Origin of the sequence: Exiguobacterium sp. 9-2 (assembly GCF_036287235.1) — a bacterium.
Classification (GTDB): domain Bacteria; phylum Bacillota; class Bacilli; order Exiguobacteriales; family Exiguobacteriaceae; genus Exiguobacterium_A.
In genome coordinates this window covers 865,439-889,556 of record NZ_CP142850.1, presented here as the reverse complement: position 1 = coordinate 889,556, position 24,118 = coordinate 865,439, and the positions used below count along the sequence as shown (strand labels likewise).

The following is a 24,118-nucleotide window of genomic DNA, read 5'->3' as shown; positions in this document are numbered from 1 at the left end:
TATTTTCGAAAACTTCAATACCCTTTAAGACTAGCAAAAGTACCTGTGTTGACGCAAGTCAAGACCCTCGGATTTACTCGACTTCTCGCGGAGCAAAAACAGAGACGCCTCCGCCCGGAACCGGGAAGACACCAAATCCTTCTTCGTCAATCACGACTGGATGATCTTGATGGTTTGTATAGTCGAACCATTCTTGACCCGCACGCTCTTCACCGACGAACATGCGTTTCTCGCACATGTCGGCGTTCGAAAGCAACACGGCACAACCTGAGTTCTCGATTTCATCGACACCAAGACGAACCCAGCCTACACAGTGCGGGTCATCAAGATAATCCTGTTGTTCTCCGTATGCTTTATGATAGCGCGTATAGAGCAGGGCATTGATCATCTCTTTTTTTCCTTCGACAGGGGTCGGTCCTTGGACGCCATAGTAATCCCCGTAAAAGACACATGGATATCCGTCCTTACGTAACAAGATCGCTGCATAGGCATGTTGCTTGAACCAGTCATCCACCCATGATTCTAGCGACTCGCCAGGCTGTGAATCGTGATTGTCGACGAACGTCACGGCATTCGTCGGATGCGACTCGACGAGCGTATCCGCAAACAATGTCGTTAAATCAAATTTTTCTCCCTGCTTGGAAGCTTCATGGAATTTATAATGAAGCGGAACATCAAACAAATCAATCGTGTAGTCGACACTGTCTAGGAAATGACGGCAATCGTCGAGATCTGACTTCCAAAACTCGCCGACCATGTAAAAATCGCCTTCGCTGCTTTCCATCATCGATTTCGCGAATTCACGGACAAATTCATAGTTGATATGCTTGATTGCATCAAGACGGAAGCCTTGGCAATCGATCGTGTCCTTGAACCAGTGTCCCCAACGGATCATTTCTTCCCGTACCGTCGGATGATTGTAGTCGATGTTTGCAAACATGAGGTAATCATAATTGCCGAACTCATCATCTACTTGGTTGTTCCAATCTTTATTATTTCCGGAAATCTTAAAGATCCCTGTTTTTTCTTCGCGCGCGTCAAAATCCGTTCCATTGAAGAATTCGTGTGTCCAGACGAAATCCGAATACTTTCCATTACGACCTGGGAAAGTAAACTTCGTCCATGCATCGATTTCAAACTCTTCTGAAATTTCTTTCGATCGGTCTTCTGGATTGACTTCCACTACTTTAATCGTTTCGAGTTCGTCTGCTGCAGCTTTATGGTTCATGACAACATCCGCATAAACAGCGATATCGTTCTCATGGGCAACTTCGATTGCTTCGACCAGTTCATCCTTTGTGCCATATTTCGTCCGGACCGTTCCTTTTTGATCGAACTCGCCTAAGTCATAGACATCATAGATGCCGTATCCTGTATCTTCATCCGACTGACCTTTCGATGCTGGTGGAATCCACACGGACGTGATGCCAGCAGCACGCAATTCAGGCGCTCGTTCTTTCAAACGTTGCCAGTGCTTTCCATCATTCTCTACATGCCACTCGAAAAACTGCATCATCGTATGGTTACGTTCCATCTCTCTTCGCTCTCCCTTAGTTACTATAGTATGAATATTATTACAATACCTTTACTATTCCCCGAGCGAACAAAAATAAACGCTTCCCGTTTGCAACGAGAAGCGTTCAACCAAATGGACCCTGCAGGACTCGAACCTGCGACCGGACGGTTATGAGCCGTCAGCTCTAACCAGCTGAGCTAAGGGTCCTTAAGTAATAGTAGCGGCGGAGGGAGTCGAACCCACGACCTCACGGGTATGAACCGTACGCTCTAGCCAGCTGAGCTACACCGCCATGATGTATGTTTCTTACTCTTATTAGATTACGAGATGTGACGAAACTTGTCAATATGCTATTTCAAAAAAATAAACAGCTGATTTCATTTTTTTCGAAATCAGCTGTTTTAAAATAAGTCTACGCTTAGTTCATTAATGCTGTCCGCTGTTCAAGGACGAGATCCGTGATGTTCACAGCGTGATCGCCGATTCGTTCAAGGTTTGAAAGTAAGTCGACGAAGATCATTCCCGCTTGTCCTGTACATTCACCAGCATTCACGCGAAGTACATGCTGTTTACGGAATGAACGTTCGAATGCATCAAGTTTCCCTTCAAGTTCAAGAACTTTTCGTGCCCGCGTGACATCGTCTTCTTCGACGGCGCGAATCGCACAAGCGACGATTTCTTGTGTCAGGACATACATCTCATCAAGCTCTCGCTTCGCAGATGTGGTGAACTGAATCCGGTTGACGATCTGGAAGTCGATTAATTCAACGATATTCTCAACATGATCACCAATCCGCTCAAAGTCATTGACGGCGTGCATCAATAACGAATGATCGTTTGATTCACGTTCTGATAAATCATGTGCTGCTATTTTAACGAGATAACTCGTCACTTCTGTATTCAGGTAGTTGATCGCATATTCAATCTGCTCGGATTCTGAAACATCTTTTTTATCATGCGATTGCGTGTAACGGTGTGCTTTTGCAAGTGCGTCTTTTGAGAATTCACCCATACGCAAAACTTCAAGTTTCGCTTGGTTTAAGGCAAGCGCAGAAGATTGATTTAAGATGTTTTGATCGAGATGACGCGGTTTTGAATCGATCGTCGTATCCGTACCTGGTACGATTTTTTGAACGAGCCATGCGATTTGTGCGATGAACCAACATTGAATCAATGTGTTGACGACATTGAACGTTCCGTGTGCAAAAGCAATTTGCATTTTCGGTTCTAAACCAAGCGCGTCTGTAATCCATGCGATGAAGCTTGAGAACACTGGTAATGCGATCAAGAACAAAATTGTTCCGATGATATTGAAGATGACGTGTGCGGCGGCTGTCCGTTTGGCTGCGATCGACGCACCAAGTGCTGCAAGTACTGCCGTAATCGTTGTTCCAATGTTATCACCGAACAAGACCGGTAGTGCCGCTTTGATATCGATCATGTCACCAGCATACAACTCCTGTAAGATACCAATCGTCGCAGATGACGACTGAACAAGAACTGTAAAAATAGTTCCGACGAATACACCAAGCAATGGGTTATCCGACATCGAGACAGTCAACTCTCGGAACCAGGCACTTGATTCGAGCGGAGCCATCCCGTCCCCCATCAATGTGAGACCGTAAAACAATGCACCGAAACCAAAGAAAATCTGTCCGATATACTGAACACGTTCTTTATTGAAGAAGAAGATCAAGAAAGCACCAATGGCGATTGCCGGAAGTGCCGCTTCTTTAACATTGAACCCGATGATAAAGGCCGTGATCGTCGTACCGATGTTCGCTCCCATGACGACACCAATTGCTTGTCGTAAATTCATCAGACCTGCACTCACGAGTCCGACGACGATGACAGTCGTACCGGATGACGATTGAATCAATATCGTGACGACGATACCTGCTAAGATACCTAATAGTGGATTCGTCGTATACTTATCGAGGATATAACGTAATCGGTCTCCCGCTGTTTTTTGGAGACCATCTCCCATATACTTAATACCGAAAAGGAAAATCCCAAGTCCACCGATGAAGGTAAAAATCATTTCCTGCAAATCATAGTTCATCTTGCCAGCTCCTTTATTTGATGTGGATTGATGTGTTTGTAAAGTTTATTTTTTCGACCCCCCTATTATGTAAAGGTCTAATGAACTTGTAAACAGTTTTCCCAACATCCAATTGTTAAGGTTTTATTAATCTGTACCACTACAATAATTCCTTTATTTATGAACAAATAGACAAACCAAAAAAATCTGTTATAAAACAATAGAAAGAGTGATATTCTTGTCTTTTTTACGTCAACTCATTAATTACTTACAAACTTCATTAATTCCAAACCGCTCGTTTTTACGACTTCGTCTATCAGATGTTTCTTTGTATTTCTGTGGATTGGCTTGGATTTCACTATGGACGACGATCATCGATTCCTTCTTTTTACAAAAAAATATTCCAATCGTGATTTGGTTCGTTCTCCACTTCATCTTCATCGCTATTGCGGTCTTACTGTATTTGCTCTTGATGGCATATCTGACGAAAGGATTCGTTCGTCTGTTACTCCCCCGTCCATGGGCATATCGTCAGACGTTCCCTTATACGGTTGCAACGAATCTATGGACCTTCCCCCTTGGCATGCTTCTTTACCAATTGGGGCATCATCAAATAGGAGTTGCTTTACTCATCCTCGGGCACTTCATTTACACGTTGGTGCCATTATGGATTGCCCGTTCCCCGAAACCTCGCGCGTCACGTAAATCTCGATGAGTATCAAAATCAGGCGTCCGACGGATTGACGGACGCCTTACTTTCATTAAACAATTGTAAATGTTCAATTTTCGTTCTTGTTTCTCGATTTTTAGGGAATAGTTCGATATGATAGAAAAGGTAAACATAAACAATATGGCGGTATGCCACAAAAGGAGATTTTCGATATGCCGAAAATGGTCCATCGCTCTAAGACTCGTCCCGTTCGTGTAGGGGACCTTGTCATTGGTGGAAATAATGAAGTCATCATCCAAAGTATGACGACAACTAAAACACACGACGTCGAAGCGACAGTCGCTGAAATTCTACGCCTTGAAGAAGCTGGTTGCCAAATCGTCCGCGTCGCTTGTCCAGAAGAACGTGATGCGCTCGCACTTGCAGAAATCAAAAGCCGAATCAACATTCCGCTTGTCGTAGACATCCACTTCAACTATAAACTTGCGCTTATGGCAATCGAAGCTGGCGTCGATAAAATCCGAATCAACCCAGGTAATATCGGTCGCCGCGAAAAGGTCGAAGCCGTCGTTACAGCAGCAAAAGCAAAAAATATCCCAATCCGGATTGGGGTAAATGCCGGTTCACTTGAAAAGCATATTCTTGAAAAATATGGCTACCCAACTGCTCGTGGTATGGTCGAGAGTGCTTTGCACCACATTAAGATTCTCGAAGATCTCGACTTCCATGATATCATCGTCTCACTTAAGGCATCAGACGTACAGTTGGCGCTTGAAGCGTATCAGCTCGCTTCTGAATCATTCGACTATCCACTTCATGTCGGGATTACGGAATCTGGTCCACTTCGCTCTGGTTCATTAAAATCAGCAGCGGGACTTGGCGCGATCTTGTCACGCGGAATCGGAAACACGGTTCGTGTATCTCTTTCAGCGGACCCTGTCGAAGAAGTAAAAGTTGCAAAAGAAGTCTTGAAATCATTTGGTCTCGCGGCGAACGCAGCGACATTGATCTCATGTCCAACATGTGGTCGGATCGAAATCGATTTAATGTCGATTGCTGCAGAAATCGAAGACTATATCGAAAACATCCAAGCGAACATCAAAGTTGCGGTTCTCGGATGTGCGGTCAACGGTCCTGGTGAAGCGCGTGAAGCTGATATCGGTATCGCTGGTGCACGAAACGAAGGATTGCTATTCCGTCACGGAGAAATCATCCGCAAAGTACCGGAAGCAACGATGGTCGAAGAATTGAAGAAAGAGATCGATGCGATCGTTCTCGAAAAACAGGCTGAAAAAGAAGCCGAAAAAGCGAACCACGCATAAGTTGAAGACTCCTCCCTCGCGAGGAGTCTTTTTTCGTATCTCGATTTCGACTATGTTATACTAAGTGAAGAAAAATTCTTAGAACGTGGGTGACTGTAAATGAAAATTGGAATCGACATCGATGGAACGATCACACATCCATCCTCTTGCTTCACTTACATGAATAAACATCTCGGAACGTCGATTGACTTCAATCAGGCGTCTGAATATGAATTGCATACGTATACGGATATGAATCAAATCGAATTTTGGGACTACATGGTGAACTCCGGTCACGAGTCAGGAATTTATCGTGAGTCCATCCCTCAAGAACATGTTCGCCACCACTTATGGAATTTGCGGAAGCAATATGATCTCCATTACGTGACAGCACGATCGGAACTCGTTCGTCCTGTAACTGAAGAGTGGATCAAACAACATGAACTTCCTCTTGATTCCTTAATCATGACGGGATCACACGACAAAGTACAAGTCGTCCGTGATTTATCACTCGATTTGTTTATGGAAGATCGATTAGAGAATGCTGTGCAGATTGCAGAAGATACATTCATCCCTGTGATTTTGTTCGACGCACCTTATAACCGTAAAGCCGTACCGAATAATGTTATTCGTGTCGCTTCATGGAATGAGGCTGTTCAAGAGATTCAAAAATTTGCACCGATTCGTTAAAACAGCCGATTAGGCTGTTTTTTCCGTTTTTCATGTTATTGAACTCTGAGATATCTTACAATGATTTTCGTTTTAAATTTTAAAATAGGAAGTGCTTCATGATGCTTGCTACAGTGAATATCTTTTTTGTTAATATTTGTATTATTTTTCTCGTTTCTACGTTCGCCTTTTATCTGCTTCGTGATCGTTTACCGATTCAACCCGACTCGATGATATCTACTCGGCTGTATTTTGGTTTTGCTAATGGGATCACCGGTATTCTTCTTATGCATCATGCGATCGATTTAAACGGCGCACTGATTGATTTGCGTTTGTTACCTCTCGCTTTATCCGCTTTATTCGGTGGTAACATCAGTATCACAGTGACGGGATTAATGCTTTTGATTTATCGTTTTTTAATCGATAATGGCGATTCTATAAATGCCCTACTTAGTTCTGTCATGACGCTACTCGGTTTTTTGATGCTGTCATTTATTTGTCGTCGGTTCATTACACGGCAAGGATATTTTTTTACCGCCATCGTGACAGTCGGCTCTCTACTTGTTCTTTGGCGACTGATTACGAGTAATTCCCCTGTAGATGCCTGGAGGACGATTTATATTCCTTATTTCGTCTTAACGATTGGCGGAGCCTTTTTGTTTTATCGTTTGTCACTACTCCTGCAACAACATTTTGTTCTTTACTCTTATCAATCCTATCTCGCTTCGACCGATCAATTAACAAGGCTTGCGAATCGACATGTCATTTTGGAAAAGGTCACGACGCTTGAAAAAAACAGAGCTTCTTGGGGCGTCATCTTGTTTGACTTAGATCACTTCAAGAGTGTGAATGACACACATGGTCACGCCGGCGGCGACGCCGTCTTGCGCCATTTTTCGATTGTATTGAATGAACATTGTCCCGCACCTATCACGGTTGGTCGATATGGCGGTGAAGAGTTCATCGTCATCATTCCAGATTGTGACCTTTACGAACCTATTCATTTAGCAGAAACAATCGTGGCAGCCGTTCAACAAACGCCATTTGTCATGCAGGATCACGCTGTATCGATCACGGTATCTGCTGGAATTGCTTACGCTCATCATCAACCCGCTGAAACGGTCTTCAAGCAAGCAGATATTGCTTTGTATGAAGCAAAAACACAAGGTCGAAATCAATATCGACTGTACCAACTGTATGAAAAAGCCACTTCTCTCCGAAAGGTTCGGACTGAAGTGGCTTTTTAGGGATTAATGAATCGTTCCTTCATTCGTTTTTTGTAGTAGACAGATGATTTCTTCGAGTGGTACCGGTTTAGCGAAGAAGTAGCCTTGGAACAAATGAATCCCGATTTCTTTGGCAATGCGTACTTCTTCTCCCGTCTCTACCCCCTCGACGATACATTCGACATGCATCGACTGACTCAATTGAAAAATCGACTCAAGGATCGATTGTCGTTTCTCTGATGCTCCGATTTGTTCAATGAATTGCTTTGGAATCTTTAATTGACGTAACGGTAATAAACGTTCGAGGACGTGATACGAGGCATGACCAGTCCCGAAATCATCAAGAGAAACTGGAAAATCGAGTGTTTTGATGCGCTTGAGCGCTCGATGAATCGATTGACTCTCAAAATCAAGCGACTGACTTTCCGTGATCTCGATCTTAATCTGTTGCGGCTTTAGTGCATACTTGAGTAGCGTTCGTTCAATGAATGGCATGAATGACTCACTCGTCAATTGTCGTGGCGATACGTTAACCGATAAGGTAAATTCATCCGGAACGAGACCGATCAATGCTTTACGCGTCTTACACCCTTCCTCAAAAATCCATTCTCCTAGACGAATCATCAAGTCACTTTTTTCAGCAATCGGGATGAAGACGGATGGTCGATCAGCTCCTTGCAACGAGGTCTTCCAGCGAACCAATGCTTCAAGACCAATGAATTGTTCTGATCGAACATCGTACTGCAATTGATAGACGAGGTAAAAGTCCGTTTCAATATTAGCCTGTGCTAATGATTGTGCTGCTTTGACTCGCAATTCTTGATCCTTTCGCCAGGCTTGGTCAATGCACATCACACGTTCATTTTGTTGAGCGGCTTCCTGTAGCGCAGTCAATAACTGCTGTACTCGACGCTTCCGATTGTCCGTCGCCCCTTCTCCATTATCGATGACGATGGATATGTTGACGTAGACATGATGCCCTTCGATTTCGTAAGGTATGGAAATTTCTTGACTCAATTTTTCCATCGCTTCCTTACATGCCACCTTGTCCGGCTTTTTCATGACGATCAATAACGTTCCTGCTTCGATTCGAGCAAACGCTTGATAAGGAGGTAGTTTTCGCTTGAGCCGTTCAATACATGCTCGTAACACTTGTGACTGAATGTCTTCTCCAAAATACCGTGCCAACTCATAATAATTTTCTAAATGAATCCCGACGAAAATGAGCTGTTTTTCAGGTCTTGGGAAATCGACTTCGTTCAATCCTTGACGATTCAAAACACCTGTTTCTTCGTCACAGCGTGCCGTATCGTGTAGTTGTATCGCCAAATCATTCAAACGATTTAAATTACGGATATGCAAGTGATTGATGACAAGGGCGATGGAAACACCAATTATAATCATGCCAATTCGTCCATAATGATCAGTCGGATCAATTTTCACCGTCACGGTATCGGCATTCCACATGACGTAAAAACTAGTTGCGATGGCAATGATGATGGCGTACCACATCATGATTCGTTGATACGAAATCAAAGCGATCATTAAAAACAAAAAACTGCTAGCCCAAACGGTGACCGCCACATAAGGTAAAAAACTAATCGAAGTGATTGGAACAACGAGCAACATCAAGGACAATAAGTGGGTTTGCAACACCACGTCCATCTTACGACGACTGATATAAAAAATAAAAATCCCCATGAGGACTAAAAATGAAATAATGACAGAACGACTTAAATATGCATTCTTTATCGTCTCTTCCGTCGTCGTATAAATGATTAAAGCGCCAACAAGCATCATGAAAAGGGCAAAATTTCCGATCCACCATTGTTGTTTCCGAACAATGTCCTCCATGTATTTCCCTCCTTTCCATTAGTTTTTTCGTATATAGGTTTCGACATCGCTTGATGATACTCCTATCGTATCGAATGTGTCAATTCTTTCCTAAAAAGAAAAGTCTTCCCTCATACATGTCGTGGAAGACTTTTCTCTAACATTTATTGTCCTATAACCCAAATCGTCCTAACTCTTCGATGACATCCGTTGCTAACAAACTACTTGGATGTAATCGTCGTTCAACTTGTTTTGAAGCACACGCATACCACTCCGCTCCTAGCGCTAGCGTTTTTTCGACATCTCCTGATGGATGTTGCGCAAGGAGACTCGTTAAAATTCCAAACAAGGTATCCCCGCTTCCTCCCTTTGCGAGACCACTCGATGCACCAGAGATGACAAACCCACCTCCATTTGGTTTAGCGATTAAAATGACATGGGATTTCAAAACGACAGTTACTTGATGCAAGACGGCATACTCAGTTGCTTGACCGAATAGATCATCTTGAATACTTGCAACAGTCTGATTCGTCATCCGAGCGAATTCGCCAATATGCGGTGTGACGATGATCGGCGCGGTTCGTTCTGGGTAACTTTCTTTTATTAGTGCTCCGGCATCTAATACTACCGGTAAATCACTCTCAAGTAGATGATCCACCCATGTTTCGGCTACTTCTTGCGATAAACCAGGACCGATTCCAACTGCTGATATGGAAGATAGCACGTTCTGAATCGCCGGTAACGTCTGGTCCACGACCATCGCTTCCGGTGCTTGGACGACGATCCCCTGTTTCGCAAGTGACGTCGTCGCGACTTGTAGTTTACCGACTCCCGTTCTTAGGGCTGCCCGTGTCGCAAGTTGAATGGATCCCGGCATCGTGTCACTTCCTCCAATCAATAATGCCGTTCCGTATGTCCCCTTGTGACCGTATGGTTCCCGCTTAAACAAGGAAGCCAGATCCTTCGGTGAGACGCGCCATTCACCAAAAGCCGGTAATCCGATATCTAGCGTTTCTGATTCTCCATAAAACGGTGCCGTCCGTATCAAAAAGGTAGATCGTTTCATCGCATGCAATTGAAATGTCGCATCTGCTCGAATCGCTATCTCTTTGAATCCTATAGTATGGTCCGTTGGCACACCGCTCGGTACATCTATTGCATAGATGCGTGCTCCTTGCTGCTTTTGTTCCGATACGAATGTACACTGCGCCTCGAATTCCGGATTAATCCGACCTGGATCAAATCCAGTACCGTATAAGGCATCCAAAATGACATCATATCGACCACATGGTTTTTCGGCTACAAGTCCGAACGCTTCTGCATAATGAGTATGAATCGTTGCAATATCCGAACGACTCTTTCCAAACGGAGTGAATAGCGTGACATCGAATCCGTCACGTATCAGTTCGCGACCAATGACATAACCATCCCCACCATTATTGCCGGTTCCACACAAAATTAGTATTCGTTCCCTCTTCGAATGGCGCGTTTTAATCTGTGTTGCGATCTGACTTCCGGCTCGCTCCATTAACACCTCGAGCGGTAGCCCAGATGTCCGTGCCCACTCATCAATTTGTCGTGCTTCCTGTGTATCATAAATCATCATCTCATCACCTCTGTTCGACTATTCCCGTTTTAATCAGGACTAGTCGTATAAAAACAAAAAAGAGAACGTCCCGAATGGACGTTCCCTTCTATTTAAGACGTCAAGCGTTGACAATTCGCACAACGTCCATAGATTTCGAATTTATGATCTTCGACTTCAAAACCAGTCTCTTGAGCGGGTGAAATCCACTCCATCGGGCAGACATTCAACGTCTCCGTCTTGCCACAGATTCGGCATATCAAATGATGATGGTGATGACCGGAAGCACAGGCAGCCCGATATTTCATCTCACCGTCTAATTCCGTCACTTCTAATAAGTCGATTTCCGAAAAATCATTCAAGTTTCGATAAATCGTATCATAACTTAACGAAGGATGAGACGTCCGGAGAGCTTCTGCCACTTCCCGCGCACTGACATACCGATTCACTTCAAACAGATACGATAGCAAATCCAGACGTTTCGGTGTCATTTTAAACCCAGAAGCCTTCATTCGTTCACGCGCTTGTTCGATGTTCGTCTTCATGTGTTTTACCTCCTATCCAAAAACGTTCTAATAGCATGACGATGATCAGTTCGAGCACGGCAAGTAGGACAATCATTCCGCCGGGTGCTAAATCAAACTGATAAGCCAGGATGAGTCCAAGTACTGTTGCAATCTCACCGAAGATGATAGCTAAAAAGATCGTCGTCTTAAAACTTTTTGCAATTCGAAGTGCTGCCGCAACCGGCAACGTGATTAAGCTCGAGACAAGTAAAATCCCGACGATTCGCATACTAATCGCGATCACAAGCGCAACGACGATCATAAAGAGAATGTGAACTAAACGAAGTCGGATTCCCGAGACACGTGCCTGTTCCTCGTCAAATGAGAGGAACAACAATTCCTTATAAAAGGCAAAGACGAAGATGACGACCACGACCGTCACGATAAGAATCGTGTACACATCCGTTAAGGCAACAGCCGAAACCGTTCCAAATAAGAAGGAGACGAGATCCATTGAAAAGCCGTTCGCAAGACTAATGAATGTCGCACCGAGCCCCATCCCTGTTGCCATGATGATCGGAATCGCGAGTTCTTGAAAATGCTTATATTTAGCGCGCAACCAATCAATCGTCAGTGCCGCGATGACCGACGTCACGATTCCTAAGTACAGTGGATTTAAGTCCGCTAATTGCGCGACCATACCAGAAATCAAGAGACTGAGTGCAATCCCAGCTAACGTGACGTGCGAAAGTGCATCTGCGATCAGGCTCATCCGCCGGACGACGACGAACGAGCCAATCAATGGGGCCGTGAATCCAATTAAAATGGCAGCCACTAAAGCATACTGTAAAAATTTTAACGTCATGAATGCTTCGATCATTGGACACTCTTCCCTTCGTGAACGAGGACACGTCCCGGAACTGGATAGAGGGAGCGGATCGTCTGTTCATCTAGTTCCCAATACTCTTTAATGCCACAGTTACAACCTAAACGTCCATCGACCAAATGAATGACATCCGTGACGAGTTTGCTGACGAAATGGATATCATGTGTCACAAGGACGAACGTTCGCCGTTTATCTCGACGCAGTTCTTCAAGAATTTCATAAAATTCTTTCACGTATCGCTGATCGACACCAACAGTTGGTTCATCTAAGATCATTAAGTCCGGATCGTTGACGAGCGCACGCGCGATGAAGACGCGTTGTTGTTGACCGCCGGACAAGTCGCCGACTTTTGAATCACGGCGTTCCCACATTCCGACTGTTTCAAGGGCAGTCCGTACTTTGTCTCGATCATCGCGTGACAAACGACGAAAAAGTCCTTTTTTAGCATACAACCCCATCTCGACGACTTCTGCGACAGTTACCGGGAAACCCGAGTTAAACGAAGCTGCTTTTTGCGAGACATAGCTGATTCGCCACCATTCATTGAATTGCGATTGGGGTTGTCCGAATAAGCGAATCGTTCCTTTCGGTTGCAATAAACCTAAGATACATTTGATCAGCGTCGATTTCCCAGATCCATTTTCCCCGACGATTGCTAAGAATTGTCCTTGTTGAACCTGAAACGAAACTTGATTCAATACCCGGCGATCTGGATAATCATAGCTGACTTGATCAATCTCGATGATTGGTGTTTCCATTTATTTTCACTCCTTCCGTTTTCGTAAAACGGAATAATTACGTCTTAATCAACTGTCTTATTATAGCGTTCGCTAATTATTGGTGCAACTCTAGCAACTTCCTATCCTCCTTTGAAAATAATCAAGGTACAATAAAGACAGAAACTAGCTGTTTCCGGCTTGTTCAGGAAGGGAAATCTTTTAATGCACGCATCGCAGAGAGGAGTCGAGGTCACTTGAAACAAGAACTTGCAGTTATCGATATCGGTTCCAACTCAATTCGTTATGTCATCTTCCATCCGATCGCTTCTGGTCGTTACATCGAGAAGATTAACATTAAAGTCGTCGCGCGTTTATCTGCTCATATCAATAAAGACGGAGCACTTGACGACGCAGGCATCTCGTTACTCGAAGAAACGTTACATCGATTTTACGAAGTCGGTGTCACCCATGAGGTCGAGGAGACGATTTGTGTCGCGACCGCTGCTATTCGTAATGCGACGAATCGAGAAGCAATTGTTAAATCCGTTACTGAAAACACACCTTTTTCCATTCAGGTTCTAACAGACGAACAAGAAGCATACTATGGTTATTTTGCTATCATCAATTCGACCTTCCTGACAGATGGGTTTTCTGTCGACATCGGCGGTGGTTCCATGGAAGTCACCTTGATCGAAAATCGCGAGATGGTAGCGTATCATAGCTTTCCATTTGGCGCCGTCACATTGACACGGCAATTCGTTTCCGACGAGACACTTAGTGCAAGTGATAAGAAGAAGTTGGTGAAATTCTTACGGGAACAATTCGAATCGATACCATGGCTAAGTGATAAAAAGCTTCCTTTAATCGGTGTCGGTGGTTCTGCCCGAAACTTCGTTCGTATCCATCAATCCAATCAGGATTATCCGCTTCGGAGCGTTCATCAATATCAAATCAAGGCGAAGGAACTCGCGAAAATGGTCGATGATCTGGAAGGGAAATCAGCGAAACAGCTATCGAAAATCGAAGGGCTATCAAAGGATCGAATCGATATTTTCCTGCCGGCATTGATTGCGATCCAAGGGTTAGCTCAACACATCGAAGCGGAAGAATTCATCATGAGCAATCTCGGTCTTCGTGAAGGTCTTGTTTACGAGTTCGACGTGCAGGACGAAGCATACCGCCGGATTGAAAACGTACGTGAGCAGAGCCTCTATCAGCTTGAAAGTGATTATAAGGTCAATCGTGATCGTGCGTCGTATATCGGAACACTTGCTAAATCGATGTACCGTCAACTCGTCACGTTAGACCTGGTATCAGAACGAGCGTCCGATTTACGCCTCCTCGATTCCGCAAGTCGTTTGTTTTATTGCGGTCAATACATTAATCCGGATACGCGATCAGACCAAACGTTTTATTTGTTGACGAACACCGAAATGAATGGCATGACGCACAAGGATCGCGTTGCGCTCTCCCTTGTCAGCTCCTATTCTTCAGCGAAACGGATGCAACAATTAGCAAAGCCGTTCAAAGAATGGTTCACGGAAGAATCACTGGACCGCTTCGACTTACTCGGTTCTTTACTCAAGTTAAGCCATGCCCTCGACGTGACGGAACGAAAAGCTGTCGATCATTTGGAACTGTTCCTTAAAAAGGACCAACTCCAATTCGTCCTCGATACAGGCGATCACGATTATGGATTTGAAGTCGAAAAAGCCGAAAAACAAAAGAAACACCTGGAACGAATCATTGATTGTACGATTACCTTCGAAACGAAAGGAGATCTTCCTTCATGAAGCTCGACATACCGGAACATTTCAATAATCGTGAGCTCAGCTGGCTCCAGTTCAACGAACGTGTACTGGGTGAAGCTTTTGACACACGCAATCCATTAATGGAACGTTTTAAGTTTCTCGGTATCTTTAGTTCCAATTTAGACGAGTTCTATATGGTAAGGGTCGGTGGCTTAAAGGATGAAGTGCTCGCTGGGTTCAATAAACCGGAAAATAAACAACAGATGACACCTAAACAACAGTTACGTGCGATCGCGTTGAAAACAAAAGAGTTAGTCGATCGGCAATACGAAGCATTTCAAGCAATCAATCAGACGTTATCAGATGAAGGCATTACATTCTTAAAATACGACGCCCTGACTTCAGAACAAACAACCTATGTAAAATCCTTTTTCCGTGAACAAGTCTTTCCGGTACTCACGCCTGTTGCTGTCGATGCCTATCGTCCGTTCCCGATGTTGTCTTCAAAATCACTTAACATCGCAACGGTTCTTGAAGCAGAAGACGGGACGAAACGAAATTTGGCACTCGTACAAGTACCTGCTGTTTTACCGCGATTCGTCGATTTACCGGTAGAAGATGACGAGACGACGGCTGTCATTTTACTCGAAGACGTCATCATCGCCTTCATTGACAGTTTATTTAAAGGCTATCGCGTGTTGTCTGCCATGCCATTTCGGATCACCCGGAATGCCGACCTTCCGTTTCACGAAGAAGGGACACACGATTTATTGAAGTTAATCGAAAAGGAATTAAAAAAACGGCGTTGGGGGGTAGCAATTCGACTTGAAGTCCAAAAAGCTGCCATCAATACTGAGCTACTCAACATGCTACGTGATGTACTTGATTTGCAGGAACGCGATATCTTTGCTGTAGATGGTCCGATTGATTTGACGTTCTCCTTCGCCTTCTACAGTCAAATCGGTGTTGAATATGATCATTTGATCTATCAGACGATCATGCCGGTCGACCCACCCGCACTCGATAGTTCAAAAAATCTGTTCAATCAATTACTGGAACGCGACTATCTCTTGCATCATCCGTATCATACGTTTGATCCTATCGTCCGGTTCATCGTCCAAGCGGCTAATGATCCGAACGTCCTTGCCATCAAACAAACCCTTTACCGCGTATCTGGTGACTCACCGATCATTAAAGCCTTAAAAACAGCAGCCGAGAACGGGAAACAGGTCACTGTCCTCGTCGAACTCAAAGCTCGATTCGATGAGGCGAAGAACATCGAGTGGGCAAAGCAGTTAGAAAAAGCCGGCGCTCATGTCATCTACGGATATAGTGATTTAAAGACGCACTCGAAGATCACGCTCGTCGTCCGACTCCACGAAGGAAAGATTCAGCGTTTCGTCCATCTTGGTACCGGCAACTATAATGATTCGACGGCGAAACTATACACGGATGTCGGATTATTGACGGCTCGAGAAGAAATCGCCGAAGATGCGACAAACTTCTTTAACTGGTTGTCCGGATACGGGGAACAACCCGAATGGAACGTCATCCAAACTTCACCGAACGCGATGCTTGAGAAGTTCCTGTCATTGATTGATGAAGAAATCCATCATCATCAAAAACACGGAAACGGTCGAATCGTCGCCAAGATGAATAGTTTAACGGAGAAAGACATCATCTTACGTCTCTATAAGGCATCGCGCGCCGGTGTACAAGTCGAACTTATCGTTCGTGGCGTCTGTTGTCTGCGTCCTGGCATTCCAGGTGTTTCGGAGAACATTCGCGTCATCTCGATCGTTGATCGTTATTTGGAACATTCACGCATCTTCTACTTCCATCATAACGGGCAGGATTTGATGTATGGATCAAGTGCTGACTGGATGACACGCAACATGCGAAAACGGATTGAAATCTTGTTCCCGATTATGGACGAAGAACATAAACAATATCTAAAGGATTGTCTCGCCCTCGCCCTTGCTGATAATGTCAAAGCGCGTGAGCAGACAGCCGCTGGATCCTATTATTACGTTAAAGACGGAAAACAGAGCTGCGAATCACAGTTGCTGATTCTAGATTATACGAGCGGCAAATTAAAACAAAAACCAAGTTTTACAGCTCCATTGAAACAAAAGTGGATCACAATCGAAAAGAAGGATGACAAAGTCATTCTTGATCAAAATGCCACCTGACATTTAAGATATACTTTACTTCAAATGCTGATTACAGCAGAAAGGACGAAATGTATGCTTCAGCAAATCTTGTTATCCCTTCTCGCAGGCGTCATCTGCGGAGTCGTGTTCACCGCATTGAAATTACCAATCCCTGCTCCACCCGTTTTCCCAGCCGTCGTCGGGATCTTTGGTGTCTTCCTTGGGATGAAAATCTATCTGTTTTTAGTAGAACGCTTTTTCTAATCTAAATGAAAACAGTTCTCTTTACTGCCAGCGCAGATAGAGAACTGTTTTTTTGATTCTTTTAAGGTTTTAATGATTGGATGATCAGTCATACGAGCTCTGCTTGAATAGAAAAAGCTTTTACTCACTCTCTTCCGTCGCCGCCGCCGTATCCATAGCATGCAACATCCGTTGATGTAACCACCGGTGACATGTCGGACACACCGTCTGGTATCCTTCTGATGTCAAATGCCATTCGAGTAACGACTGCCTAGACTCCTCACAATGAACACATTGACGCGCAATTTGTTCTAGATGATTTCGCTCCTTGAAGCGCTCGATTCGACGTTGTTTAGATTGTTCGAGTGTCAGCACATCGGTTTCGAAATACCCATACTGCCATGAATCAAGCAGACGTGTGCGAAACGCGCTTTCGACTGGTCCGGTTTTAAGACTAAGTTGATCGAGTGGTCGTCCAAGTAACGGATGTCGTAAATCCACACTGATGAGATCAAGACATACATAAGATCCTTCCGAATCGTCAGCAACGGTCAACCAAAACGGATCCTCTGGACGTGTCGTATACTCCGTGAACAAGACTTCTGCATACGCAATGATTCCATCAGACGTCGCAAGAAATACTTCTTCTCCCTCTGCCAGATCTGCCGGCAAATAAAACGGTTCCTTTGTTTCATAATAGTGGACAACAGCTTGTCGTATCGCAAAATTAGTCTCATCGACGACGAGTATATGACACATCACTGACACCCCTTTATGAGTTATTCGACCGGTGCTCCTAGAATCGGTAGACGCCAGTCTGCATCAAATGCACCCGAACGTAACATATCGATTTCTTGTTTATACGGTGCTACTTTTTTCTTTGGATCGAGACCAATGTAAGGTGTCTCTAGAATTTTAGGTAAATGAGCCAGGGCAGGATGATGCACGACACGGTGTAAGGCATCAAATCCAATCTCACCAAAACCAATATTTTCGTGACGGTCTTTCCGCGCACCGCGGACATTTTTCGAGTCATTCACATGGATGACACCAAGACGATCCAGTCCGACGATTCGGTCGAATTGTTCGAGAACACCATCTAGGTCGTGCACGATATCGTATCCCGCATCATGCACGTGGCATGTATCAAGACAGACGGACAGACGATCATGATGTGTGACGCCTTCAATGATCTGAGCAAGTTCCTCGAAGGTTTTTCCGATTTCCGATCCTTTTCCAGCCATCGTCTCAAGCGCGATCTTCACCTGTTCTTCGCCTGTCAATACTTCATTGAGTCCTTCAACGATCCGTTTGATTCCAACCTCTTCCCCAGCACCTACATGCGCACCTGGATGCAATACGATGTGTCGTGCTTTCTCTAGAGCTTCTGCTCGTTTGATCTCAGCTCCTAAAAACGAAACCGCGAGTTCGAATGTCTCGGGTTTTGTCGTATTCCCCAGGTTGATGATATACGGTGCGTGTACGACGATTTCTTCAATTCCATTCGCACTCATATGTTGCAACGCTTCCGGAATTCGTAACTCTTCCATCGGCTTACGGCGTGTATTTTGAGGTGCTCCTGTATAGACCATCATCGTCGTTGCACCATAAGACGCTGCTTCCTCACTGGCACCTAACAGCATTTTTTTCCCCGAAACGGAGACGTGTGAACCTATTTTCATGTTGTTTTCCACCTTTCTCTTTTTACAGTGTACCAAATCTTGAAAACGACAAGACACCCGAAAAATGTTTTTTCATTTCACGGGTGTCATCAATGGAGTTATTTTGATTTGCGGGCGTTTTCTTTACGTTGCGCGCGACCGACACCACGTTGTTCTTTGATGCGTTCACGTTTTGCTGTTTCTTTCAGCTTATATTGATGTTTCTTCTTATAACCTGGTTTAACACGTTTTTTCGCTTTTGCTGCTTCACCCGAAAGGCGACTATGCGCTGTCTTCGAGACGGCAGTCTTCATGTGCGGCTTCGCACGGCGGCGTTCTTTGACTTCGACGATTTGACTGCCTTTGACATCGACGTTCGTAAATTGAATGCCACGATCCTCTAAGCGATTGATCATACCGTTCTCGTGATCTTCAAACAGCGTGTACGCCAATCCATCTTGATCGACACGACCTGTCCGACCAACACGGTGAACGTAGAAGTCCAAGTCTTTCGGAATACCGTGGTTGATGACGTGTGAGACACCTGAAATATCGATTCCACGTGCAGCAAGATCCGTCACGATGACATACTGGTACTTCGCATCGTTGATTTCCTTGATCGCTTGTTTCCGGCGACGAGCCGGGAGATCACCGTGAAGAGAACCAACATTAAGTCCTGCTTCTAGGAACAAAGCTTCGACTTCGATTGCTTCTGCTTTTGTGTTCGTAAAGATCAGACAGATATAAGGGTTCAACGCTTTCGCGACTTTTAGCGTCAACTCTGAGCGCTCACGGTGCTTGACTGGAATCGTATGGTGAACGATTTTCTTCGCTGTCTGCTGTTTCGGATCCACATGGGCGTAACGCGGGTTGTTCATGTATTTTTTCAAAAACGGTTGCAATTTCTCAGGAATCGTTGCTGAGAAGACCATCATCTGAAGCTGTTCTGGAAGAGCTTGAGCAATCCGGTCAACTTCTGGCAAGAACCCCATATCGAGCATTTGATCCGCTTCATCGATGACGTAGTGCTTCACGAAATGCGGCTTCAATGCTTGTTCCTTGAATAAATCTAAAATACGTCCCGGTGTTCCGATGACGATTTGTGGCGAGACTTTAACACGACCAATTTGACGTTCGCGATCCATCCCACCTGTAATGAGACTCGTTTTGATGAAGTCAGGTTCTTTCACGAGTAACGATTTTAGTTCTTCATGGATTTGCCAAGCAAGTTCACGCGTCGGAGCAACGATGATCGCCTGTAATTCTTGAAGCTTCGGATCGACGTTTTGAACGATTGGAAGAAGGAACGATAACGTTTTTCCTGTTCCTGTTTGTGATTGACCGATGATATCGCGCCCCTTTACTGCAGCTGGGATGATCCGCGACTGAATGTCGGTCGGTTTTGTGATGCGGGCGTCATCGAGTGCTTCGATGACGAACGGGTGTAATTGATAATGGCTGAATCCATTCATGAATTGACACCGTCCTTTCCTTATTTGCTGAGGCATCTGCCTCTCGATTAGTTCAACATGGTTATGGGTCTACTACCGTCATACAGATAGGAGTACGTATAAAAACGATTTGGAATCTTTTTGTTTTTCGTATGAAGCTTCAATGCACTGAAGGCGACTTTCATCATCTCATCAGCACTCTGGACGACCGTCGCATCCATCGATTTCATGTCAACAGCTTCTAATATAGCACGATTCCCGTCTATGCCGACAATTATTTTTCCTTTGATACCTGCTTTTTTCAATGCTTCGAGGACACCAAGCGCGATATCGTCATTATGACAATAGACGGCATCAAACGGAATTCCTGACTCAATCACCTGCGCCATAACCTTTTCTGAAGTGATGGGGTCGTAATCCCCATTCACGGATTCGACAATCTGAAGTTCCGGCTCACGCTCAAGACCAGTCAAAAATCCTCGGTGTCGTTCATTCGTTGTATTGACGTTTGCTGTCCCTGCGACTTCAATGATATTGGCGGTAGCTCGTCCCGTCTGCTTGATACGTTCGTGTTTAATGAATGATGCAAGTTGTTCCCCAATCAATTGATTATTTGAAGTGATTGAACTGACGACTGCATCGGAACGAATCAATCGATCGATGGCAAAAACCGGAATCCCGGCACGAGCCGCTTCTTCTAATGTATTAGCGATATAGACGTCATCTAGTGTCGTCACGAAGATCGCATCGACTTTCATCCGAATGAACTCTTGAATCTGCTCCCGTTCATTGATGCGTGAGTTATGGGAAGTCGTGACGACCGCTTCGTATTTATTGATTTTTGCCTGCGTTTTAAACGCATCTACGAGCCGTTGTGCGAACTCATGCTTATCATTCACGATCGTAAATCCAACGAGATGACGTCGTGGACTAGGATCTGGATTGACGAACAAGTTGGAAATGAACAGAACGGATGAAATCCAGACAATCAGGACGAATAACCAGGCCTTATTGAATTTCATTCCATTTGCTCCTTTCGTGGCAAGTGAACTTGAATCGTCGTACCGACGCCCGGCTTACTATCAAAGATCATTTTCCCTTTATGATCACGGACGATTTGTTTCGACATGAAGATCCCAAGTCCATTTCCGTCGACTTTCGATGTTTTGAATGCTTGACCGACATGTTCGATTTGATCTCCGTCCATACCGATTCCGTTATCCTGAACAATGAATACGACCTCTTCTGGATAGACATGGACATGCAGATGACATATGCCGTCCGGTCCTTTAAACGCAACAGCTTGTAGGGCATTTCGGACACAGTTTGCTAAAATTTGTAAGATCCCCTCTTCTGACGCATAAATCTTCGGCATAAAGGATGGTGTATAAATCTTGCAGTCCGCCTCGTAATGATGCGCTTCAGCTTCGAGGATATATGTCAATTTCTTCATTAAATCATTCATATCAATCGTTGTTTTTTGAAGCGCATTGTTCTCACCTTTTGACAGATCGAGCATCGTTTGAATCATACCATTCGCCCGATCGAGTTCTGATAAAGCAAGAACGAGCATTTCTGCATTACGATCTTTTTCCGTCGCTAACAACTGTAAGGTCATCTTAACAGGCGTCAATGGATTACGGATTTCGTGTGCGATTCCTGCTGCTAATTGACCGAGCGATGCTAATTTTTCTTGATGTAACATCGTTTGTTGCTGACTCAATTGCTCAAGACGCGCATTTTCCATCCGTTGTGCATACTCGTTATAGGCGGCAACGAGTGTCTTGACCTCATTAGATCCCGCTCGCTCAAGAACGATCGGTTTGGGTGAGGTGCTTTTCTCGATCTTATTTACAAGTTCAAGCATCGGCGCGGTCAACTGCTTCGACATCAAATAGCCGACAATTAGACTGAGGACAAGCGTTAAAGCCGCGATGATCAAATATTGTTGTCGTGTCGTATAGACCGGTTCATAAAAAACATTTCGCGGCGTTCGAACGAGTATTTTCCAATCCGTCACTTTCAAATCTTTCGCAAAGTAATACATATCTTGATTCGTACTAAAAATCTCGGAAGGTTCTAGCGATTTAAAAGCACGGTCAACCACACTTCTCGATAATACGCGCTCTTCATCTGTCACGAGATTACTGGATGTGGCTAACAATTGTTTTTTACTATTGAAGAGGTAAGCAATGGTCTGATCGTCGAACGATTCAAGTGAATTTCGAAAAACAATCGAATTCATGACGCTTAATCCACCACCAAAGACTCCGACACGCTCATTGCCGTCTCGAATCGGGACGAACATGTACGTGACAGCATCTGACTCCATCGTATATAGCTTGCTCATATGAAAATCCGTACTCGTCAACGTTTGCACAAAATCATCGTCTTTTAGGATGGTACTATTCTCCACTCGACGATCATCGCTTGAGAACCAGGTGATTTGTTTCGTCTTTCGGTCAAAATAAAAGAGACTTTTAAACCCTGTATCAATGTCTAACAATTTAGACTCCTCAATTTTCCGACTCAACTTTTTAGGGTTTTTGACATTCAACTGCAAGCTCATGATTTCTTCATGCAAATTCCCGACATTGTCGCGAATCGCATTCCCAGAGACTTCAACACTTTTTTCACTCTGTTTCTCTGTTTGTTGTTCGACTCGGGAAATCGTGACCCGGTCTGCAGTGAAGGCAAGCGCTGAAATGACAAGACAAATCAGGATGAATAAGACGGCGGTGATTTGGAAAAAATACGACCGCATCATTTTCTTTGACTCCATCCCTTCGCCTCCCTTTTGAATAATTGACAACTTCATTAGTATAGCATGTTCTGTGGCTGAAACAGACTCCTCTATTTTCATTCAGCTTCAATCAATGGTACACTCTAACTAATCATTCTTTTTCACAAAGGGAGAATCTACAACTATGCTAGTAAAAAAAATCAGCCCCCGCGGCTATTGTTACGGTGTCGTCGACGCAATGAAACTTGCACAACAAGCGGCATTGAATAAAGATTTGCCACGTCCGATCCATATTTTAGGGATGATCGTCCACAATGCTCACGTCACACGTGAGTTCGAAAACATGGGCGTCATCACTGTTGATGGTCCTGATCGCCTCGAAGCCTTAGAGACGATTCAAGAGGGAACGGTCATCTTTACAGCACACGGTATTTCACCTGCTGTTTATGCTCGTGCTGCAGAGAAGAACTTACACGTCGTCGATGCGACGTGTCCTGACGTAACGCGTACCCACGACTTGATTCGTCAAGTCGTCGCAGATGATTACGAAGTCATCTACGTCGGGAAACATGGGCATCCGGAGCCTGAAGGTGCCGTCGGCGTAGCGCCGGAACATGTTCACCTCATCGAAAAAGTCGAAGATATCGATGAACTTCCTCCTCAGCTTGCTCATAAAAAAATCATCGTCACGAACCAGACAACGATGAGTCAATGGGATGTCCAAGCTTTGATGGAACACGTTCGGAAAAAATATCCGCATGTGGAAGTACACAATGAAATCTGTAACGCAACACAAGTCCGACAAGAAGCGGTAGCAGATCAAGCAGGAGACTGTGATCTCGTCATCGTCGTCGGTGACCCACGTTCGAACAACTCGAACCGTTTGGCACAGGTATCCTTTGATATCGCAGGAACTCCTGCACATCGAATCGGCGATTTAACGGAGCTTGATTTATCATGGCTTGAAGGTGTACAGCAAGTCGGCGTCACATCAGGTGCATCGACGCCAACACCGATCACGAAAAAAGTCATCGACTTCTTACAACAATATGATCCTACTGATATTAGTACGCATGACAAGACACCATTCCTTGAACTAAGACGGATTTTGCCTAAAGTCAAAGTACTTTAATCCTAACAATCGATACAGCAAAACCGAGTCGC

20 protein-coding genes and 2 tRNA genes are annotated in these 24,118 nt (G+C 44.5%); 8 read left to right on the top strand and 14 right to left on the bottom strand.

Features of this window, described 5'->3' with window-relative positions; genetic code table 11:
- Positions 1-73: 73 nt before the first annotated feature.
- From VJ374_RS04555 to VJ374_RS04540, 4 genes are all read right to left on the bottom strand, one after another.
- Positions 74-1,534 (bottom strand): alpha-amylase, encoded by a 1,461-nt coding sequence (locus tag VJ374_RS04555; RefSeq protein WP_290754776.1) that lies wholly within the window; start codon positions 1,532-1,534, stop codon positions 74-76.
- A gap of 115 nt (positions 1,535-1,649) precedes the next feature.
- A tRNA-Ile gene (locus VJ374_RS04550) sits at positions 1,650-1,723 on the bottom strand.
- A gap of 11 nt (positions 1,724-1,734) precedes the next feature.
- Positions 1,735-1,808: transfer RNA gene (locus VJ374_RS04545), tRNA-Met, on the bottom strand.
- A 126-nt stretch (positions 1,809-1,934) separates the two neighbouring features.
- Complete coding sequence (locus tag VJ374_RS04540; protein ID WP_035409170.1) at positions 1,935-3,578, bottom strand: Na/Pi cotransporter family protein; 1,644 nt, start codon at positions 3,576-3,578, stop codon at positions 1,935-1,937.
- 208 nt (positions 3,579-3,786) lie between these two features.
- On the opposite strand from VJ374_RS04540, the gene VJ374_RS04535 reads away from it, so the two are divergent.
- The 4 genes from VJ374_RS04535 to VJ374_RS04520 all read left to right on the top strand — a co-directional run bounded on the left by VJ374_RS04535 (position 3,787) and on the right by VJ374_RS04520 (position 7,444).
- A complete protein-coding gene (locus tag VJ374_RS04535; RefSeq protein WP_056060164.1) occupies positions 3,787-4,272 on the top strand; it encodes a hypothetical protein in 486 nt (161 codons plus the stop codon).
- Positions 4,273-4,439: 167 nt separating this feature from the next.
- On the top strand, positions 4,440-5,549 hold the full coding sequence (gene ispG / locus VJ374_RS04530) for a flavodoxin-dependent (E)-4-hydroxy-3-methylbut-2-enyl-diphosphate synthase (protein WP_023467533.1): 1,110 nt from the start codon (positions 4,440-4,442) through the stop codon (positions 5,547-5,549).
- A 99-nt stretch (positions 5,550-5,648) separates the two neighbouring features.
- On the top strand, positions 5,649-6,218 hold the full coding sequence (locus VJ374_RS04525; protein ID WP_231496878.1) for a 5' nucleotidase, NT5C type: 570 nt from the start codon (positions 5,649-5,651) through the stop codon (positions 6,216-6,218).
- A gap of 98 nt (positions 6,219-6,316) precedes the next feature.
- Complete coding sequence (locus VJ374_RS04520; RefSeq protein WP_329470316.1) at positions 6,317-7,444, top strand: GGDEF domain-containing protein; 1,128 nt, start codon at positions 6,317-6,319, stop codon at positions 7,442-7,444.
- Positions 7,445-7,447: 3 nt separating this feature from the next.
- Here the strand turns inward: VJ374_RS04520 and VJ374_RS04515 are convergent, their stop codons facing one another.
- The 5 genes from VJ374_RS04515 to VJ374_RS04495 all read right to left on the bottom strand — a co-directional run bounded on the left by VJ374_RS04515 (position 7,448) and on the right by VJ374_RS04495 (position 12,991).
- Positions 7,448-9,277 (bottom strand): bifunctional diguanylate cyclase/phosphodiesterase, encoded by a 1,830-nt coding sequence (locus VJ374_RS04515; RefSeq protein WP_329470314.1) that lies wholly within the window; start codon positions 9,275-9,277, stop codon positions 7,448-7,450.
- 151 nt (positions 9,278-9,428) lie between these two features.
- Entirely contained in the window at positions 9,429-10,859 is a 1,431-nt protein-coding gene (locus VJ374_RS04510) for a bifunctional ADP-dependent NAD(P)H-hydrate dehydratase/NAD(P)H-hydrate epimerase (RefSeq protein ID WP_035409177.1), read from the bottom strand.
- Positions 10,860-10,954: 95 nt separating this feature from the next.
- Positions 10,955-11,386, bottom strand: a complete 432-nt coding sequence (locus VJ374_RS04505; RefSeq protein ID WP_035409180.1) for a Fur family transcriptional regulator — start codon at positions 11,384-11,386, stop codon at positions 10,955-10,957.
- On the bottom strand, positions 11,358-12,227 hold the full coding sequence (locus VJ374_RS04500; protein ID WP_035409182.1) for a metal ABC transporter permease: 870 nt from the start codon (positions 12,225-12,227) through the stop codon (positions 11,358-11,360). The genes VJ374_RS04505 and VJ374_RS04500 overlap by 29 nt, the downstream gene beginning before the upstream one ends.
- Positions 12,224-12,991, bottom strand: coding sequence for a metal ABC transporter ATP-binding protein (locus tag VJ374_RS04495; RefSeq protein ID WP_035409184.1), 768 nt, complete (start codon positions 12,989-12,991; stop codon positions 12,224-12,226). The genes VJ374_RS04500 and VJ374_RS04495 overlap by 4 nt, the downstream gene beginning before the upstream one ends.
- Positions 12,992-13,206: 215 nt before the next feature.
- Here VJ374_RS04495 and VJ374_RS04490 point away from each other — a divergent pair, with 215 nt between their 5' ends.
- From VJ374_RS04490 to VJ374_RS04480, 3 genes are read left to right on the top strand one after another with little or no spacing between them, the layout of a single operon-like run.
- A complete protein-coding gene (locus tag VJ374_RS04490; protein ID WP_056060152.1) occupies positions 13,207-14,745 on the top strand; it encodes a Ppx/GppA family phosphatase in 1,539 nt (512 codons plus the stop codon).
- The gene (locus VJ374_RS04485) at positions 14,742-16,895 is read left to right on the top strand and encodes an RNA degradosome polyphosphate kinase (protein ID WP_035409188.1); all 2,154 of its coding nucleotides are present in this window, start codon (positions 14,742-14,744) and stop codon (positions 16,893-16,895) included. The genes VJ374_RS04490 and VJ374_RS04485 overlap by 4 nt, the downstream gene beginning before the upstream one ends.
- Before the next feature lie 54 nt (positions 16,896-16,949).
- Positions 16,950-17,120 carry a XapX domain-containing protein gene (locus VJ374_RS04480; protein WP_023467523.1) on the top strand — a complete coding sequence of 57 codons (171 nt, stop codon included), beginning with the start codon at positions 16,950-16,952 and terminating at the stop codon, positions 17,118-17,120.
- A 120-nt stretch (positions 17,121-17,240) separates the two neighbouring features.
- On the opposite strand, the gene VJ374_RS04475 is transcribed toward VJ374_RS04480, so the two are convergent.
- The 5 genes from VJ374_RS04475 to VJ374_RS04455 form a co-directional block, all read right to left on the bottom strand.
- Complete coding sequence (locus VJ374_RS04475; protein WP_056060149.1) at positions 17,241-17,858, bottom strand: hypothetical protein; 618 nt, start codon at positions 17,856-17,858, stop codon at positions 17,241-17,243.
- Between the two features lie 20 nt (positions 17,859-17,878).
- Entirely contained in the window at positions 17,879-18,781 is a 903-nt protein-coding gene (locus VJ374_RS04470) for a deoxyribonuclease IV (RefSeq protein WP_035409192.1), read from the bottom strand.
- Between the two features lie 98 nt (positions 18,782-18,879).
- Positions 18,880-20,232: a DEAD/DEAH box helicase gene (locus tag VJ374_RS04465; protein ID WP_035409194.1), complete on the bottom strand. Its 1,353-nt coding sequence runs from the start codon at positions 20,230-20,232 to the stop codon at positions 18,880-18,882.
- 47 nt (positions 20,233-20,279) lie between these two features.
- On the bottom strand, positions 20,280-21,233 hold the full coding sequence (locus VJ374_RS04460) for a sugar ABC transporter substrate-binding protein (protein ID WP_329470309.1): 954 nt from the start codon (positions 21,231-21,233) through the stop codon (positions 20,280-20,282).
- Positions 21,230-22,993: a two-component system sensor histidine kinase NtrB gene (locus tag VJ374_RS04455; protein WP_035409197.1), complete on the bottom strand. Its 1,764-nt coding sequence runs from the start codon at positions 22,991-22,993 to the stop codon at positions 21,230-21,232. The genes VJ374_RS04460 and VJ374_RS04455 overlap by 4 nt, the downstream gene beginning before the upstream one ends.
- A 145-nt stretch (positions 22,994-23,138) precedes the next feature.
- Between VJ374_RS04455 and VJ374_RS04450 the strand changes: the two genes are divergently transcribed.
- Positions 23,139-24,086 carry a 4-hydroxy-3-methylbut-2-enyl diphosphate reductase gene (locus tag VJ374_RS04450; RefSeq protein ID WP_035409199.1) on the top strand — a complete coding sequence of 316 codons (948 nt, stop codon included), beginning with the start codon at positions 23,139-23,141 and terminating at the stop codon, positions 24,084-24,086.
- Positions 24,087-24,118 lie beyond the last annotated feature (32 nt).